This is a genomic window from Cronobacter dublinensis subsp. dublinensis LMG 23823 (genome assembly GCF_001277235.1).
GTDB lineage: Bacteria > Pseudomonadota > Gammaproteobacteria > Enterobacterales > Enterobacteriaceae > Cronobacter > Cronobacter dublinensis.
In genome coordinates this window covers 871,085-888,837 of the sequence record NZ_CP012266.1, presented here as the reverse complement: position 1 = coordinate 888,837, position 17,753 = coordinate 871,085, and the positions used below count along the sequence as shown (strand labels likewise).

16 protein-coding genes are annotated in these 17,753 nt (G+C 55.5%); 4 read left to right on the top strand and 12 right to left on the bottom strand.

Translation table 11 applies throughout. The annotated features are described in order from the left end of the window. Nucleotides 1-3: 3 nt before the first annotated feature. The 12 genes from fabZ to rpsB form a co-directional block, all read right to left on the bottom strand. Nucleotides 4-459, bottom strand: coding sequence for a 3-hydroxyacyl-ACP dehydratase FabZ (gene fabZ, locus AFK67_RS04055; RefSeq protein ID WP_004386127.1), 456 nt, complete (start codon nucleotides 457-459; stop codon nucleotides 4-6). Between the two features lie 116 nt (nucleotides 460-575). Continuing rightward, nucleotides 576-1,601 carry a UDP-3-O-(3-hydroxymyristoyl)glucosamine N-acyltransferase gene (lpxD, locus tag AFK67_RS04050; protein WP_007718118.1) on the bottom strand — a complete coding sequence of 342 codons (1,026 nt, stop codon included), beginning with the start codon at nucleotides 1,599-1,601 and terminating at the stop codon, nucleotides 576-578. A 3-nt stretch (nucleotides 1,602-1,604) separates the two neighbouring features. Further along, complete coding sequence (gene skp / locus AFK67_RS04045) at nucleotides 1,605-2,099, bottom strand: molecular chaperone Skp (RefSeq protein ID WP_007718116.1); 495 nt, start codon at nucleotides 2,097-2,099, stop codon at nucleotides 1,605-1,607. 122 nt (nucleotides 2,100-2,221) lie between these two features. Further along, nucleotides 2,222-4,636, bottom strand: a complete 2,415-nt coding sequence (bamA, locus tag AFK67_RS04040; RefSeq protein ID WP_007718114.1) for an outer membrane protein assembly factor BamA — start codon at nucleotides 4,634-4,636, stop codon at nucleotides 2,222-2,224. Nucleotides 4,637-4,666: 30 nt separating this feature from the next. Beyond that, entirely contained in the window at nucleotides 4,667-6,019 is a 1,353-nt protein-coding gene (gene rseP / locus AFK67_RS04035; RefSeq protein WP_007718111.1) for a sigma E protease regulator RseP, read from the bottom strand. Between the two features lie 11 nt (nucleotides 6,020-6,030). Then, nucleotides 6,031-6,888 (bottom strand): phosphatidate cytidylyltransferase, encoded by an 858-nt coding sequence (gene cdsA, locus AFK67_RS04030; RefSeq protein WP_007718107.1) that lies wholly within the window; start codon nucleotides 6,886-6,888, stop codon nucleotides 6,031-6,033. 12 nt (nucleotides 6,889-6,900) lie between these two features. Further along, nucleotides 6,901-7,659 carry a (2E,6E)-farnesyl-diphosphate-specific ditrans,polycis-undecaprenyl-diphosphate synthase gene (ispU, locus tag AFK67_RS04025; protein ID WP_007718104.1) on the bottom strand — a complete coding sequence of 253 codons (759 nt, stop codon included), beginning with the start codon at nucleotides 7,657-7,659 and terminating at the stop codon, nucleotides 6,901-6,903. Nucleotides 7,660-7,847: 188 nt separating this feature from the next. Further along, complete coding sequence (gene ispC / locus AFK67_RS04020) at nucleotides 7,848-9,044, bottom strand: 1-deoxy-D-xylulose-5-phosphate reductoisomerase (RefSeq protein ID WP_007718102.1); 1,197 nt, start codon at nucleotides 9,042-9,044, stop codon at nucleotides 7,848-7,850. Nucleotides 9,045-9,168: 124 nt separating this feature from the next. Then, complete coding sequence (gene frr / locus AFK67_RS04015) at nucleotides 9,169-9,726, bottom strand: ribosome recycling factor (protein ID WP_007666696.1); 558 nt, start codon at nucleotides 9,724-9,726, stop codon at nucleotides 9,169-9,171. Nucleotides 9,727-9,894: 168 nt separating this feature from the next. Then, nucleotides 9,895-10,620: a UMP kinase gene (gene pyrH / locus AFK67_RS04010; RefSeq protein WP_007718090.1), complete on the bottom strand. Its 726-nt coding sequence runs from the start codon at nucleotides 10,618-10,620 to the stop codon at nucleotides 9,895-9,897. 146 nt (nucleotides 10,621-10,766) lie between these two features. Further along, entirely contained in the window at nucleotides 10,767-11,618 is an 852-nt protein-coding gene (gene tsf / locus AFK67_RS04005) for a translation elongation factor Ts (RefSeq protein WP_007718088.1), read from the bottom strand. 156 nt (nucleotides 11,619-11,774) lie between these two features. Continuing rightward, nucleotides 11,775-12,500, bottom strand: a complete 726-nt coding sequence (gene rpsB, locus AFK67_RS04000) for a 30S ribosomal protein S2 (protein WP_007750081.1) — start codon at nucleotides 12,498-12,500, stop codon at nucleotides 11,775-11,777. Between the two features lie 309 nt (nucleotides 12,501-12,809). On the opposite strand from rpsB, the gene map reads away from it, so the two are divergent. The 4 genes from map (at nucleotide 12,810) to AFK67_RS03980 (ending at nucleotide 17,689) form a co-directional block, all read left to right on the top strand. Continuing rightward, entirely contained in the window at nucleotides 12,810-13,604 is a 795-nt protein-coding gene (map, locus tag AFK67_RS03995; protein WP_007718085.1) for a type I methionyl aminopeptidase, read from the top strand. A 43-nt stretch (nucleotides 13,605-13,647) separates the two neighbouring features. Continuing rightward, on the top strand, nucleotides 13,648-16,323 hold the full coding sequence (gene glnD / locus AFK67_RS03990) for a bifunctional uridylyltransferase/uridylyl-removing protein GlnD (RefSeq protein ID WP_038884804.1): 2,676 nt from the start codon (nucleotides 13,648-13,650) through the stop codon (nucleotides 16,321-16,323). Between the two features lie 42 nt (nucleotides 16,324-16,365). Continuing rightward, a complete protein-coding gene (dapD, locus tag AFK67_RS03985; RefSeq protein ID WP_007718083.1) occupies nucleotides 16,366-17,190 on the top strand; it encodes a 2,3,4,5-tetrahydropyridine-2,6-dicarboxylate N-succinyltransferase in 825 nt (274 codons plus the stop codon). Between the two features lie 109 nt (nucleotides 17,191-17,299). Continuing rightward, nucleotides 17,300-17,689, top strand: a complete 390-nt coding sequence (locus AFK67_RS03980; protein WP_007718082.1) for a DUF3461 family protein — start codon at nucleotides 17,300-17,302, stop codon at nucleotides 17,687-17,689. Nucleotides 17,690-17,753 lie beyond the last annotated feature (64 nt).

Below are 17,753 nucleotides of genomic sequence, written 5' to 3'. Positions count from 1 at the left end.
GTATCAGGCCTCCCGGCTCCGTGCACACATCATGGTGGCTTCACAAACCACTTTACCGTCAACCAGCGCGACGCCTTTGAAGCGAGTCACTCCACGGCGCGTTTTTTCAAAGGTAACTTCCATCACCATCTGGTCGCCTGGCACGACAGGACGCTTAAAGCGCGCTTCGTCGATGCCTGCAAAATAGTAAAGTTCACCCGGCTCCAGTTTGCCAACGCTTTTGAAAGCCAGAATACCGGTCGCTTGCGCCATGGCTTCTAAAATCAACACACCCGGAAAAATGGGTTTACCAGGAAAGTGACCCTGGAAAAAAGGCTCGTTAACAGAGACATTTTTTACTGCGCGTAGAAAACGACCTTCTTCAAAATCCAGCACACGATCCACCAGCAAGAATGGATAACGGTGCGGAAGAAGCTCTAAAATCTCTTCAATGTGCAGAGTATGAGTTTCAGTAGTCAAAATACTCTTCCTGTCTAAAAATATACTGAATGGGCAATAATAACACGGCCTGCGGCGATTCTGGATCGCTTGCAGGCCGCGGTTCTGTTGGCGGGCAGGCTTTATTTACCGGCGAGTCAGTCTTGCTGAGTGACTTTACGCTCAACTGCTTTTAAGCGTTTGTTCATTTCATCAATATTCATCACCAGCGCCGCCGTTTTGCGCCACACTTTGTTCGGTTGCAGCGGTATGCCTGAAGAGTAGACCCCAGGTTCAGTAATAGGACGCATCACCATCCCCATCCCTGTTACCGTTACTTTGTCGCAGATTTCCATATGGCCGTTAATCACGCTGGCGCCGCCAATCATGCAGTAGCGGCCGATTTTGAGGCTGCCAGCCATGATAACGCCGCCTGCGACCGCCGTATTGTCGCCAATCACGACGTTATGTGCAATCTGGCACTGATTATCAATGATCACGCCATTGCCGATAATCGTGTCATCCAGCGCGCCACGGTCAATCGTCGTGCAAGCGCCGATCTCGACGCGATCGCCGATAATCACGCGACCAAGCTGCGGAATTTTAACCCAATTGCCACGATCGTTGGCGTAGCCGAAGCCGTCCGCGCCGATAACGGTGCTGGATTGGATCAGGCAGTGCTCGCCAATCTGAATATCATGATAAATGCTGACGTTCGCCCACAGGCGAGTACCGGCGCCGAGCGTACTGTTTTTACCGACAAAACAGCCAGGGCCGATAACGACGTTGTCACCAAGCACCACGCCGGATTCAATCACAGCGTTAGCGCCAACGGCCACGTTATTGCCAAGACGCGCGGAAGGGTCAATCACCGCGCTGGGCGCGATGCTGGCCGCCGGCTGCGGCGTGGTGTCGAGAATCTGAGCCATGCGCGCGTAAGTCAGGTAGGGGTTCTTCACTACCAGCGCGGCGCTGTTGGCAAAAGGAAGGTCGGCCTCGGTCATCACGACAGCAGAGGCCTGGCAGTGCGCCAGTTGTTCACGGTAACGCGGGTTCACCATGAACGTGATTTGCCCAGGTTGTGCAGATTGCATGGAAGCGACGCCGGTGATGACGATATCGCCATCACCGTGTAACTCCGCATCCAACTGTTGAGCTAAATCAGCCAGTCGAATTGAAGGCATTACTTATTTAACCTGTTTCAGCACATCGGCAGTGATGTCTTTCACATCGTTGCTGGTGTAAGCCACAGTGTTGGCATCTACCACCAGATCGATATCCTGGTCAGCAGCCACTTTTTTGACGGCAGCCTGAATACGGGTAACCAGCTTGCCGCGCTCTTCGTTAGAGCGACGCGCGCGATCCTGTTCAAACTGCTGCGCTTTACCGGAGAACTCCTGGCGACCAGCCATGACGTCTTTCTCCAGTTTGCTGCGCTCGCTCGCCTTCATGGTAGAGCCGTCACGCTGCAGACGCTGCATTTTGGACTGCAGGTCGCTTTCCATACGCTGCAGTTCGCCGGCGCGGCCTTTGAACTCGTTTTCCAGCGTTTTGGATACGCCCGTGCTCTGTGCAACCTGCTGGAACAGATTACCCATGTTAACTACAGCGATCTTGTCAGCAGCCTGAGCTGATGCTGCCATTGCCAGGCCAAGACCTGCAGCGAATAACCACTTTTTCACAATAAACTCCTTACCATCCCATGTGTGCCCGAAGGCACTCTTCTTTGCGTGGCCCGGATGCGTGCTAGGCGCACGCACCGAAAGTCATCGCGACTGCTAAACGCATTCCCTTGTAACGAACATTACCAGGTCTTGCCAATATTGAACTGGAACTGTTCCGCTTCGTCTCCATCGTATTTCTTGAACGGCTGAGCGTACGAGAACACCAGCGGCCCCAGCGGAGACATCCATTGTAATGCGATACCCGCAGACATACGGATGTTGCTCGGATCGCTATAATCCGGCACGCCCGCCGCACGCATGGCAGCGGTGTTCTGCCAGTTGGTATCCCAGACGGTACCCGCGTCGACAAACAGCGACGTACGAACGGAGTTCGCGTATTTCTCGCTCAGGAACGGCGTCGGGGTAATAAACTCAAGGCTCGCGACGCCCATGGCGTTACCGCCGACCGCATCGTCGGACGAGCAGTAGCCGCCTGCCGCTTTGTCACAGTTATCCAGACCCGGACCGCTGTAATAAACGGCTTTAGGACCGATGTTGTTGGACTGGAAGCCGCGCACAGTGCTTGAACCGCCCGCATAGAAGTTTTCATAGAACGGCATCTCTTTGCCGCTCAGACCGTCGCCGTAACCCCAGCGAGTACGACCAAGCACTACCCATTTGTGGTCTTCATCGATAGGCATGTAGGTCGCCGTATCGAGCGTGACTTTGTAGAACTCGTTATCGGAGCCCGGAATCGTCACTTTACCGTTCAGGTTCACACGTGAACCTGCGGTCGGGAAGAAGCCGCGGTCGAGGTTGTTGTAGGTCCAGCCGTAGTTCAGCGTGAAATCATCCGCCGAGAAGCCGTTGTCATCGGAGGTCGTTTTCGCGCTCTGCCCCAGTGAGTCCAGATAACGCCACATCGCCACCTGCGGTTCCATATTGGACAGGTCGTTATGAACGTAACCTAAGCCGAGGCGCAGCGTGTTGTATTCGTTAACCGGGAAGCCCAGCGTCCCATCCACACCATAGCTTTTGTTGGTATAGGAAGAGAGGTCCGCATCGTCTGCTTTAAAGTCGTTGTAGAAGATGCGCCCGCCGAGGCTGACACCATCCACCGTAAAGTACGGGTTGGTGACAGAGAATTCGGAGTACGTCTGGTAGTCGTTTTTGGTGCCGTTGATGCCAACGGAATAACCTGTACCGAGCCAGTTATCCTGCTGCACGCCAACCTGGAAGCTCACGCCGCTTTCGGTGCCATAACCGACGCCGAAGTTAAAGCTGCCGGTGTTGCGCTCTTTAACTTTGTACACCACATCAACCTGATCCGGGCTGCCGGAGACGCGCTGAGTATCCACATCCACGGTTTCGAAATAGCCGAGGCGGTTCAGACGCTCTTTACCCTGATCGACCAGATTGCTGCCGAGCCACGCGCCTTCCATCTGACGCATTTCACGACGCAGCACGGCATCTTTGGAGGTATCGTTACCTTCAAAGCGAATTTTACGTACATAGAAGCGGTTGCCGGAATCGACATTGACATGCAGCTTAACGGTCTTATCGGCATCGTTGATTTCCGGCTGCGTCTGCACGCGCGGATAGGCATAACCGTAACGGCCAAGCAGCTTTTTAATGTCGTCTTCCATACGGGTCACTTTCGTGCCGTTGTAAAGCTCGCCTGGCTGCATTTTGGTCAGCGACTCGATTTCGGCGGAGTGACCGGCCAGGTTGCCGCTCACTTCAACGCCCGCAATCTTGTACTGATCGCCTTCGGTCACGTTGATGGTGACGTAGATACCTTTTTTATCCGGCGTCAGGCTGACCTGCGTGGAGTCGATATTAAAGCGCGCGTAACCGCGATCGAGGTAGTAGCTACGCAGCGTTTCGAGATCGCCCTGAAGCTTTTGCTTCTGGTATTTACGATCGCCGACCACATTCCACCACGGCACTTCATCGCGCAGTTGGAAGTTGGAAATCAGTTCTTCGGTGCTGAAAGCGCGGTTGCCGACGATGTTGATCTGCTGGATCTTCGCCGAAACGCCTTCCTGGAAGACAAGCTTCAGGTCAACGCGGTTACGCGGCAGCGGCGTCACAACCGCTTTTACGCTGGCGCTGTATTTACCGACGCTGTAGTAGAAATCTTCCAGACCTTTTTCGATATCGGAAAGCGTGGTGCGGTCAAGGGATTCGCCGACGCGCACGCCTGAGGCTTCAAGGTTCTGCTTGAGCATGTCGTCTTTCACCGACTTGTTGCCGGAGAAAGTGATGCTGGCTATCGTCGGGCGCTCTTTCACCTGAACGAGCAGCGTATCGCCATCGCGCAGCACCCGCACATCCTCGAAGTTGCCGGAGGCAAACAGCGCGCGGATAGTATTACTGATATCCTCGTCATTAACCGTATCGCCAACGCGAACCGGCATGCTGAGGAGGGCCGCACCAACGGCGACTCGCTGCAGGCCTTCGAAATGAATGTCCTTCACTACGAACCCGTCTGCACCGTATACGGTGGCGCTGCTAAACAGCAGCGACGCTATGAGCAACTTTTTCATCGCCATCGTTGTTATGCGTTCTTCCTAACCTGCTCTCTATAGCCGAGAGAAATCATTGAAAAGTGCAAGCCCCATTAACAGCACCAGCAAAATAGAGCCAATGCGATAACTAAAGTCTTGAACTCGCTCGGAAACCGGCCCGCCTTTAAGCTTCTCAATCGCCAGGAACAGCAAATGTCCCCCGTCGAGTACGGGTAGCGGGAACAGATTGATAATCCCTAAGTTCACGCTGATTAGCGCCAGAAACATCAGGTAGTAAATCAACCCAAACTCCGCTGACATCCCTGCGCCCTGGGCAATCGAGATTGGCCCACTGAGGTTGTTCAGCTTAACGTCGCCGGTCAGTAATTTTCCCAGCATGTTGACCGTCAGCTTCATCAGTTGCCACGTTTTCACCGTAGCTTCTGTGACAGCGTTGAACGGCCCATACTGGCGCACAGTTTTATACTCATCGGGCAGCGGCGCGATTTTCGGCACCACGCCTGCAAACCCTTCCGCCTTTTCGTTACCGGGTTTTGTATCCGGTATCAGCGTCAAAGACAAGGGGCTCCCCTGCCTTTCTACGTCGATTGCGAGCGGACGCGCCGGATTATCCCGGACCATCGTCACAAAGGCTGACCACTCACTGAGCGGCTGCCCATCGACTTTAACGATCCTGTCTCCGGCTTGCAAACCCGCTTTGCTGGCCGCCGACTTTGGCTGCACCTGCGCAAGCACAGGTTCAATCTTCGGCCCGAACGGCCGAATACCCAGCGACGCTACCGGATCTTCTTTATCAGGCTCAAACTGCCACTGACGTAAATCGAGCACTTTATCCGTGGCGGCGCTGTCCCCAGGCGTTGCGACGCTTAGCGTCACGTTCTCTTCGCCGATACGACCGACCAGCGCGAGACGCACAGCATCCCAGTCTGGCGTTTCGATGCCGTCAACGGCTTTTAGTTCCGTGCCTGGTGCGATTTGTGCCTGCGCGGCGATGGAATTGGGCGTTATTTCACCAATCACAGGCTTCACGCCCGGAACGCCCATCATGAAAACGATCCAGTAGGCGAAAATAGCGAAGAGGAAATTTGCGACAGGGCCGGCGGCGATAATCGCGGCGCGTTGCGCCACGGTTTTATTGTTGAACGCGGCATGGCGCAGTTCCGGTGCAACCGGCTCCACGCGCTCGTCGAGCATTTTGACGTAGCCGCCCAGCGGGATTAGGGCAATAACATATTCGGTGCCGTGACGGTCGGTGCGCTGCCACAGCGCTTTACCAAAGCCAACGGAGAAGCGCTCCACGCGCACTCCCGCTTTGCGGGCAACCCAGAAATGGCCGAACTCATGCACCGTGATAAGAACGCCCAGTGCGATGATAAACGCCGCCAGATTCCAGAGTATGCTCAACATAATTTATTCCGTTAAATCGTCCTGAAGACCAGCAGCAGCAGGCAGGCGAACACCGGCACCGCCGCCGTCAGGCTATCGATGCGATCCAGAATGCCGCCGTGGCCTGGGATCAGATGTCCGCTGTCTTTGATGCCCGCTTCGCGCTTGAACATGCTTTCCGTTAAATCGCCGAGCACCGAGGCCAGCGCGGCGACGATAGAACAGGTCAAAAGCGTCACAGGCGCGACGTTAAGATCCGCCCACGCGCCATAAATCCAGGAGATGACAGCCGCGGTAAACAGTCCGCCGATAAAGCCCTGCCAGGTTTTCCCCGGAGAGACTTTCGGCGCGAGCTTATGCTTACCGAACATCTTACCGAACATGTACGCGCCGGAATCCGCGCCCCAGACCAGAAACATCACATACAGCAGCCAGAGCGCGCCGCTATAGTGGTTAGCGTCATAATGCCAGGCGCGCAGCGCCACCATGCCCCAGAAAAACGGCACGATAGTCAGCAGACCGAACACCAGGCGCAGCGCTTTGGAATGACGCCAGAACGCTGCGGAATTCGGGTAAAAAAGCACCAGCAACAGGGCAACCACCCACCAGCCCAGCGACGCCCAGAGCGCGCCTTCTACCAGAGGAACGTTAACCGGCGCCTGATAAATGGGCAGAAAAAACAGCATCAGCGCCAGAAGCAGCCCGCAAAGCAGCGCCAGCCACACCCGTTGAGATCGGGAAACAAAACCGCTCAGTTGCCCCCATTCCCAGGCGGCCAGCACGCACACGACCAGCGTCGCGATAGCGAAACCCATCGGCGGCAACAGAAACAGCGCGGCGATAACAACCGGTATTAAAACAAACGCAGAAATCAGGCGATACTTCAGCAAAAGCTACCCCCATCAGGCATCGATGCCGCCAGGTGCCGTGCCGCCGAACCGGCGTTCCCGGTTGGCAAAGGCATTTAGCGCACCTTCAAAGTCTTGTTCATCAAAATCAGGCCAGAGAACATCGGTAAAATAGAGTTCTGCATAGGCGATTTGCCACAGCAGGAAATTACTGATGCGATGCTCTCCCCCTGTCCTAATCACTAAATCTACGGGAGCCAACTCATTCATGCAGATCTGCTTACTGAGCATCTCTTCATCAATCTGGTCAGGACGCAAAACCCCTTCCTGGACCTGTGCCGCTAAATGCTGCACTCCCTGAATAATATCCCAACGTCCGCCATAATTCGCGGCGATATTTAACGTCAGCCCGCTATTCTGGCTGGTTAACGCCTCAGCTTTGTGGATGCGGTCCTGTAAACGGGTGTTGAAACGGCTGATATCGCCGATGACCCGCAAACGCACGTTATGGCGATGCAGACTTTTGACTTCGCTGTCGAGCGCCCAGACGAATAACTCCATCAGCGCGCTGACTTCCTGAGCGGGGCGGTTCCAGTTCTCGCTGCTGAATGCGTAAAGCGTCAGTGCCTCGATACCATTGTTTGCAGCGAAAGAGACCGCGCGGCGAACTGACTTCGCCCCTGCTTTATGGCCAAAGGCTCGGATTTTCCCTTGTCTTTTCGCCCAGCGACCATTGCCATCCATAATAATGGCAACATGGCGCGCGCCATGTGCGGGCAAGTTTTCGCTTAATGGAAGGTTTACAGACAACATAACGCGTATTTATTCCCTGATAAGGATTAAGCGGTACTCAGGAATACTGAAGCCTTTGCATAAAAAAGCCGTGACAACCACGGCTCGCCCGACCGGTCAGGCTCACCCACCCGTATTCAGGTGGCGCAGACTATATCACCGAAGCAGAGCGCTCACAAATAACGTCGCCTTCGCCGCGTGATTAATCATCAGCTTGCGAGAGCGGTCACCCGCTTGTGCGCTACCTTGCGCGCTTCGGCATCAACGGTGAGTACTTCATCCACACTTTGCGGTTCGCGAAGATCCATGTCGTCCAGCACCGCCTGATTCAGCGCTGCGATATCCGTAAAACGAATCTCTCCGGCAAGGAAAGCGGCGACCGTAATTTCATTCGCCGCGTTAAGCGCCGTCGTCGCCGCCTGCCCGTGCTCAAAGGCATCCATGGCAAGCTTCAGACACGGATAGCGCAGATAATCTGGCTCGCAGAAGCTCAGCGTCGCTATCTTGCAAAAATCCAGAGGCGATACGCCGGAAGGGACACGCGCCGGCCAGGCCATCGTATGCGCGATGGGGGTGCGCATATCGGGTTCGCCCAGTTGAGCCAGCACGCTGCCGTCGGCATAACGCACCATAGAATGAATCACCGACTGTGGATGAATCAGCACTTCCATCTGGTCTGCCCGGGCGTTAAACAGCCAGCGAGCTTCAATGTATTCGAGACCTTTATTCATCATGGTAGCCGAATCGACGGATATTTTACGCCCCATCGACCAGTTAGGATGACGACACGCCTGGTCCGGCGTCATTGCCGCCAGTTCAGACAACGGCGTTTGTCGAAACGGTCCACCAGATCCGGTGAGGATAATCGAAGAAACTCCGCTTTCCTCAAGTTTAGCGTACCCCAGGTTGTGTTGAATTGTTGCCGGTAAACTCTGAAAAATCGCGTTGTGCTCGCTGTCTACCGGCAGCAACTGCGCGCCGCTGCGGGCCACGGCGTCCATAAACAGCCGCCCGCAGGTGACCAGCGACTCTTTATTCGCCAGTAACACTTGCTTACCTGCGGCGATGGCCGCAAGCGTCGGCAGAAGCCCGGCGGCGCCGACGATCGCCGCCATGACCTGTGTGACTTCATCAAGCGCTGCCATCTCGCAGGCCGCGTCACGCCCGGCCAGTACCTCAGTCTGACTGCCCTGCTCACGCAGCGCCGCGCGCAACGCAGCCGCGCTCGCCTCATCATCCATCACCGCGAAACGAGGACGGAACTCCAGGCATTGCTCAACCATTCGGGCGACATTCTTGCCCGCCACCAGCGCGGTAACCGAAAATTCATCGGGGTTATGGCGGATTACATCAAGGGTGCTGCAACCGATAGAACCGGTAGAGCCGAGAATGGTTAAATGCTTCATGAGGCGCTCAACGTGAAATAAGAATAAACGCATCGCGCAGGCGCGCGATCCAATGCAAAACGCCGCCAGCGAAAACCGCGATGCGGCTCTCCTGTACGGCGTTTACAGTATCATCAGAAAGGGATCAGAACTGCATCAGCTCAGCTTCTTTATCAGCCAGCGCCGCGTCCACTTTCTTGATGGCGGCGTCAGTCATTTTCTGAACGTCGTCCTGAGAACGGCGATCTTCATCTTCGCCAATCTCTTTGTCTTTCAGCAGCGCTTTCACTTTATCGTTCGCGTCGCGACGGACGTTACGGATAGCAACGCGCGCCTGCTCGGCTTCGCCACGAACCACTTTGATGAGGTCTTTACGACGCTCTTCGGTCAGCGGCGGCAGCGGAACGCGGATATCGCTGCCCGCGGAACTCGGGTTCAGGCCGAGGTCAGATGCCATAATCGCTTTCTCAACGGCCGGGCTCATCGAGCGGTCGAATACGTTGATTTTCAGCGTACGGGAATCTTCGACGGTAACGTTAGCCAGCTGACGCAGCGGCGTCGGCGTGCCGTAATATTCCACCACGATCCCGTCCAGCAGGCTCGGGGAAGCGCGGCCGGTGCGCACTTTGCTGATTTGGGTTTTAAACGCTTCAACGCATTTGTCCATGCGTACTTCAGCATCTTTTCTGATATCGCTAATCACGTTACGAATCCTTGAAAACTGGTTATCAGGCAGACCACACCCGCGCCACGATGCCTTGCGGCTGCGTGCTAAGTATAGCCTTCTTTATCTTGCGGCACCCGACGGGTCGCCTGGTCACGGAAACCGATTTTAAAGCGGAATCTTACCCTGATTCCCTGAAAACGAAAATTATTCTGTAATCAGAGTGCCTTCTTTTTCGCCCATAACAACGCGGCGCAGCGCGCCAGGCTTATTCATATTAAATACGCGAATCGGCAGTTTGTGGTCGCGGGCAAGCGTAAAGGCCGCCAGATCCATAACTTTCAGCTCTTTTTCCAGCACTTCCTGGTAGGAAAGCTGATCGTAAAGCGTCGCGGTCGGATCTTTCATCGGGTCAGCGGAGTAAACGCCGTCAACTTTGGTGGCTTTCAGCACCACGTCAGCTTCAATTTCGATACCGCGCAGGCAGGCGGCGGAATCGGTGGTGAAGAACGGATTGCCGGTGCCGGCAGACAGAATGACCACGCGGTTATTGCGCAGCAGGCTGATAGCCTCAGCCCAGCTGTAATTGTCGCACACGCCGTTTAACGGGAAGGCGGACATCAGGCGAGCGTTAACATAGGCGCGGTGCAGCGCGTCGCGCATGGCAAGGCCGTTCATGACGGTCGCCAGCATGCCCATGTGGTCGCCCACGACACGGTTCATACCGGCTTTCGCCAGGCCCGCGCCGCGGAATAAGTTGCCGCCGCCGATTACCACCCCGACCTGGATGCCCAGCTCCACCAGCTCTTTAATTTCCTGAGCCATGCGATCCAGTATGCTCGCATCAATACCGAAGCCCTCTGCTCCTTGCAGCGCTTCGCCACTCAGCTTGAGCAGAATGCGTTTATAAACGGGTTTTGCATTGGTAGCCATGTTTCTTTCCTGGAACTGTCAACGAATGGGATGGTTAATTCAGGCGACATGATGCGTCGCATTCCGGCTCTGGCTATATAAGAGCAGGCCGAAATTTATGAATGACGGATAAAAAGGAGCCGCCCTCAGGCGGCTCTTTTACACCATTAAGACTGGCGGGACATGGCAGCAACTTCGGCTGCGAAGTCAGTCTCAACTTTCTGGATGCCTTCGCCCACTTCGAAGCGGATGAAGTTGGTTACGTCAGCGTTGTGCTCTTTGAGCAGCTGAGCAACGGTTTTGCTCGGATCCATAACGAAAGGCTGACCGGTCAGAGAAACTTCGCCGGTGAATTTCTTCATGCGGCCTTCAACCATTTTCTCTGCGATTTCTTTCGGCTTGCCAGACTGCATGGCGATGTCCAGCTGAACCTGGTACTCTTTTTCTACCACGTCAGCAGACACGTCTTCCGGCTTAACGAATTCCGGCTTGCTCGCAGCAACGTGCATCGCCAGCTGTTTAACCAGCTCTTCGTCAGCATTTTTCGCCGCAACCAGAACGCCGATACGCGCGCCGTGCAGGTAGCTTGCCAGAACGTCACCATCCAGGGATGCAACGCGACGGATGTTGATGTTTTCACCGATTTTAGCAACCAGTGCAACGCGCTCTTCTTCGAACTGCGCTTTCAAAACCTCAACGTCGGTGATTTTGCCCGCAAAAGCCGCGTCCAGTACTTTGTCAGCGAAGGCCTGGAAACCACCATCTTTAGCAACGAAGTCGGTCTGGCAGTTAACTTCCAGGATAACACCGTAGTTGCCTTCGATCTTGGTTTTGATCACGCCGTCAGCAGCAACGTTGCCTGCTTTTTTCGCCGCTTTGATCGCGCCAGATTTACGCATGTTTTCGATAGCCAGCTCGATGTCGCCATTAGCTTCAACCAGAGCTTTTTTACATTCCATCATGCCTGCGCCAGTACGTTCGCGCAGCTCTTTTACCAGGGAAGCGGTAATTTCAGCCATTCTATAATCCTCGGTTATCTCGTGCGGGGAGATAAGTCCAGACCTGCCGGAAGGCTCCGGCACGTCCGACTCAAACAAAAAAGGGAGCCTGAGACAGGCCCCCTAACCAAACTTGTTACTACCTGGTTAATAAGGGCTCTAAAAGAGCATGCCTTATTATTCAGCTTCTACGAAGCTTTCTTCCGCCTGAGCAGCCAGATCCTGAGAACGGCCTTCACGAACGGTTGCAGCAACAGCATTCAGGTACAGGCTGACAGCACGGATGGCGTCATCGTTACCCGGGATAACGAAGTCAACACCGTCCGGATCGGAGTTGGTATCAACGATGGCAAATACCGGGATACCCAGGTTGTTTGCTTCTTTGATAGCGATGTGCTCGTGGTCAGCGTCGATAACGAACAGTGCGTCCGGCAGGCCGCCCATGTCTTTGATACCGCCGAGGCTGTTTTCCAGCTTGTCCAGCTCACGAGTGCGCATCAGCGCTTCTTTTTTGGTCAGCTTATCGAAGGTGCCGTCCTGAGACTGAGTTTCCAGATCTTTCAGGCGCTTGATGGACTGACGAACGGTTTTCCAGTTAGTCAGCATACCGCCCAGCCAGCGATGGTTCACGAAGAACTGATCGCAGCTGTTAGCAGCTTCTTTCACCGCTTCGCTTGCAGCGCGTTTGGTACCGACGAACAGAATCTTACCTTTACGGGAAGAAATTTTGCTCAGCTCAGCCAGGGCTTCGTTGAACATCGGTACGGTTTTCTCAAGGTTGATGATGTGAACTTTGTTACGCGCACCGAAGATGAACGGCTTCATTTTCGGGTTCCAGTAACGGGTCTGGTGACCAAAGTGAACACCAGCCTTGAGCATGTCGCGCATGGAAACAGTTGCCATGATTTAAAACCTCTGTTTAAAAGTTGGGGTTATGCCTCCACGTATCCCATATTACCGACCCCGAAGGGCACCCCGGAATATGTGCCGATACGTGTGTGTTATTACACAAAGTGAGAGTAGTCGCCTCTGTGCCAGGATTCTGGTACAGAAGTCCGGCGCGCTTTATATCACAATTTCGCCATAGACTCCAATAGTTGTTCACAGATGGTGCCCTTAATGATTCTCAATTTGGCACCTTCCTGATGCCTTGATACCATTGTTTTACATTTATCAGTATTGCCGACTTTTCCGGCACCAGCGGACCAGATTATGGCTATTTCAATCAAAACTCCTGAAGAAATCGAGAAAATGCGCGTCGCGGGCAGGCTTGCCGCTGAAGTGCTTGAGATGATCGAAGAACATGTTAAACCGGGCGTCAGCACCGGCGAACTGGATCGCATCTGTCACGATTACATCACTAATCACCAGCAGGCGATCTCCGCGTGCCTGAACTATCACGGCTTTCCGAAATCCGTGTGCATCTCCATTAACGAAGTGGTGTGCCACGGTATTCCTGATGACGGCAAGCTGCTCAAAGATGGCGATATCGTTAACATCGACGTGACCGTCATTAAAGACGACTACCACGGCGACACGTCCAAAATGTTTATCGTCGGCAAACCGACCATTCTGGGCGAGCGCCTGTGCCGCATCACCCAGGAGAGCCTGTATGTCGCGCTGCGCATGGTGAAGCCGGGCATTCGCCTGCGTACTCTGGGCGCCGCGATTCAGAAATTTGTCGAAGCAGAAGGGTTCTCCGTGGTGCGCGAATATTGCGGTCACGGCATTGGCCGCGGCTTCCACGAAGAGCCGCAGGTGCTGCATTACGATGCTGACGACGGCGGCGTGGTGCTGCAGCCGGGCATGACCTTCACGGTCGAGCCGATGGTTAACGCCGGCGACTACCGCATCCGTACCATGAAGGACGGCTGGACGGTGAAAACCAAGGATCGCAGCTTGTCTGCGCAGTACGAGCATACTATTGTGGTCACGGATAACGGCTGCGAAATTCTGACGTTGCGTAAAGACGACACCATACCCAACATCATTTCGCATAACGACTAATAAGAAGCCGGCCAACGCCGGCTTTTTTTATGGGTGGCGCATGATGAGCAACACATTACCTGAGCAGTCTGTGAATACCACGCTCGCTCCTCTTCCCGGACAGCCTGAAAACCCCGCCACCTGGCCTGCCGACGCGCTCACCTGCGCGCTAATAAAACAGCATCTCGACGCTTTCCAGCAGTGGCTCGGCGCCGCGTTTGACGACGGCTATAGCGCCGAGCGGCTGATTGAAGCGCGCACCGAATTTATCGATCAGCTCCTGCAGCGGCTGTGGCTCGCCGCCGGTTTCGGCGAAACCCCGGATACCGCGCTCGTGGCGGTCGGCGGTTACGGGCGTGGCGAGTTGCACCCGCTTTCAGATATCGATCTGCTGATCCTCAGCCGCAAGCGCCTGTCCGAAGAACAAGCGCAGAAAGTAGGTGAACTGCTCACCCTCCTGTGGGACGTCAAGCTTGAAGTCGGCCACAGCGTACGCACGCTTGAAGAGTGCCTGCTGGAAGGGCTATCCGATCTCACCGTCGCCACCAACCTGATTGAATCACGCCTGCTTATTGGCGACGTGGCGCTCTTTCTGGAGCTGCAAAAGCACATTTTCAGCGACGGTTTCTGGCCCTCTGAAAAGTTTTTCGCCGCAAAGGTCGATGAACAGAACGAGCGCCATCAGCGCTATCACGGCACCAGCTACAATCTCGAACCGGATATTAAAAGCAGCCCCGGCGGCCTGCGTGATATTCACACCCTGCAATGGGTGGCGCGCCGCCACTTCGGCGCCACGTCGCTGCGTGAAATGGTCGGCTTCGGCTTTCTGACCGAAGCAGAGCGCAACGAGCTCGACGAGTGCCAGCACCTGCTGTGGCGCATTCGCTTTGCGCTGCATCTGGAGCTTAACCGCTACGACAACCGTCTGCTGTTCGACCGCCAGCTTAGCGTCGCCCAGCGCCTGCGTTATGAAGGCGAAGGCAACGAGCCGGTCGAGCATATGATGAAGGATTTCTACCGCGTCACGCGGCGCGTCGGCGAGCTCAACCAGATGCTGCTGCAACTGTTTGATGAGGCTATCCTCGCGCTGACGACCGACGAAAAACCGCGGGTGCTGGACGACGATTTCCAGCTACGCGGCTCGCTTATCGACCTGCGCGATGAAACGCTCTTTATCCGCGAGCCGCAGGCCATTCTGCGCATGTTTTATATGATGGTGCGTAACCGCGACATCACCGGCATTTATTCCACCACGCTGCGTCACCTGCGCCATGCGCGCCGCCATCTGAAACAGCCGCTGTGCTACATCCCCGAGGCCCGCTCGCTGTTTCTGGCGATGCTGCGCCACCCCGGCGCGGTCAGCCGCGGCCTGCTGCCGATGCACCGCCACAGCGTGCTGTGGGCTTATATGCCGCAGTGGTCGCATATCGTCGGGCAGATGCAGTTCGACCTGTTTCACGCCTACACGGTAGATGAACACACCATCCGCGTGCTGCTGAAGCTCGAAAGCTTCGCAAAAGAAGAGACACGCTCGAAACACCCGCTCTGCGTAGAGCTCTGGCCGCGTCTGTCACACCCGGAGCTTATTCTTATCGCCGCGCTGTTTCACGATATCGCCAAAGGGCGTGGCGGCGACCACTCGGTGCTGGGCGCGCAGGACATTCTGAAATTCGCCGAGCTGCACGGCCTGAATTCGCGCGAAACCCAGCTTGTCGCGTGGCTGGTGCGTCATCACTTGCTGATGTCCGTCACCGCCCAGCGCCGCGACATCCAGGATCCGGAAGTGATTAAACAGTTCGCCGAGGAAGTGCAGACGGAGAACCGGCTGCGTTATCTGGTCTGCCTGACAGTGGCGGATATCTGCGCCACCAACGAAACGCTCTGGAACAGCTGGAAGCAAAGCCTGCTGCGCGAGCTTTACTTCGCCACCGAGAAACAACTGCGTCGCGGCATGCAGAGCACGCCCGACATGCGCGAACGGGTGCGCCACCATCAGTTGCAGGCGCTGGCGCTGCTGCGCATGGAAAACATAGACGAAGAGGCGCTGCATCATATCTGGGGACGCTGCCGCGCCAACTACTTCGTGCGCCACAGCCCGAACCAGCTCGCCTGGCACGCGCGTCATCTGCTCAGACACGATCTCAGCCAGCCGCTTATCCTGCTTAGCCCGCAGGCGACCCGCGGCGGCACCGAGATCTTCATCTGGAGCCCGGACCGCCCTTATCTGTTCGCCGCGGTCTGCGCCGAGCTCGACCGGCGCAATCTGAGCGTCCACGACGCGCAGATCTTCACGACCCGCGACGACATGGCGATGGATACTTTTATCGTGCTGGAGCCGGACGGCAGCCCGCTCTCCCCCGACCGTCACGAGGCGATTCGCCACGGTCTCGAACAGGCCATCACGCAGCGTACCTGGCAGCCGCCGCAGCCGCGTCGTCAGCCGGCCAAACTGCGCCACTTTACGGTGGATACCGAGGTCAATTTCCTGCCGACCCACACCGAGAGAAAATCGTTTCTTGAGCTTATCGCGCTCGATCAGCCAGGGCTTCTGGCGCGCGTCGGCCAGGTCTTCGCCGACCTCGGTATCTCCCTGCACGGAGCCCGAATCACCACGATCGGCGAGCGAGTAGAAGATTTATTTATAATCGCGACAGCGGACCGGCGTGGCCTTAATAATCTGCTCCAGCAAGAGGTGAGACAACGGTTGACAGAGGCCCTCAATCCAAACGATAAAGTGTAGTGAATTTTTAATACCCAAAAGTTATCAGGAAAGACGCTAATTATGCAGCAGCTACAGAACGTTATTGAATCCGCTTTCGAGCGCCGCGCCGATATCACCCCGGCGAACGTCGATGCCGTCACCCGCGAGGCGGTAAAACAGGTTATCGCCCTGCTGGACAGCGGCGAACTGCGCGTCGCAGAGAAGATCAACGGCGAGTGGGTCACCCACCAGTGGCTGAAGAAAGCGGTGCTGCTTTCCTTCCGTATTAACGACAATCAGGTTATCGAGGGCGCTGAAAGCCGCTACTTCGACAAAGTGCCGATGAAATTCGCGGATTACGACGAAGCGCGCTTTCAGAAAGAAGGCTTCCGCGTCGTGCCGCCAGCCGCCGTTCGTCAGGGCGCGTTTATCGCGCGCAACACCGTGCTGATGCCGTCTTACGTCAACATCGGCGCGTATGTCGATGAAGGCACCATGGTAGATACCTGGGCGACCGTCGGCTCCTGCGCGCAGATCGGTAAAAACGTTCACCTCTCCGGCGGCGTCGGTATCGGCGGCGTGCTGGAGCCGCTGCAGGCGAACCCGACCATCATCGAAGACAACTGCTTTATCGGCGCGCGCTCTGAAGTGGTAGAAGGCGTTATCGTCGAAGAAGGCTCCGTTATCTCGATGGGCGTTTACATCGGCCAGAGCACCAAAATTTACGACCGTGAAACCGGCGAAGTCTTCTACGGTCGCGTACCGGCGGGCTCCGTGGTGGTGTCCGGCAACCTGCCGTCGAAGGATGGCAAATACAGCCTCTACTGCGCGGTGATCGTCAAGAAAGTCGACGCGAAGACCCGCGGCAAGGTAGGCATCAACGAACTGCTGCGTACCATCGACTAAGCAGAACGTAAAAAGGCGGGCCTGGCCCGCTTTTTTAACATATGAAGGTGGCGCAAAGAGATCTTTTCGTTAATTATCTAAAGGTTAATATTTCCCCAGGGGGATCGCTATGTACGACAATCTTAAGAGTCTTGGCATAACCAATCCTGATGAAATCGACCGTTACAGTCTGCGCCAGGAAGCGAACAACGATATCCTGAAGATCTACTTTCATAAGGATAGAGGCGAGTTCTTCGCCAAGAGCGTGAAGTTTAAATACCCACGCCAGCGCAAAACCGTGGTCGCCGACGGCGTCGGTCAGGGTTACAAAGAGGTGCAGGAGATAAGCCCCAATCTGCGCTACGTGATAGACGAGCTGGATCAAATCTGTCAGCGCGATCGCACCGAAGTGGATCTGAAACGCAAAATTCTCGACGATCTGCGCCACCTGGAAAGCGTGGTGGCAAATAAAATTTCTGAGATTGAATCCGATCTCGAAAAGCTGACCCGCAATAAATAAGCGCGTTCGCGAGAACATCAGACAGAAAAAAGGCCGCATTCGCGGCCTTTTCTTTTTCGCTACC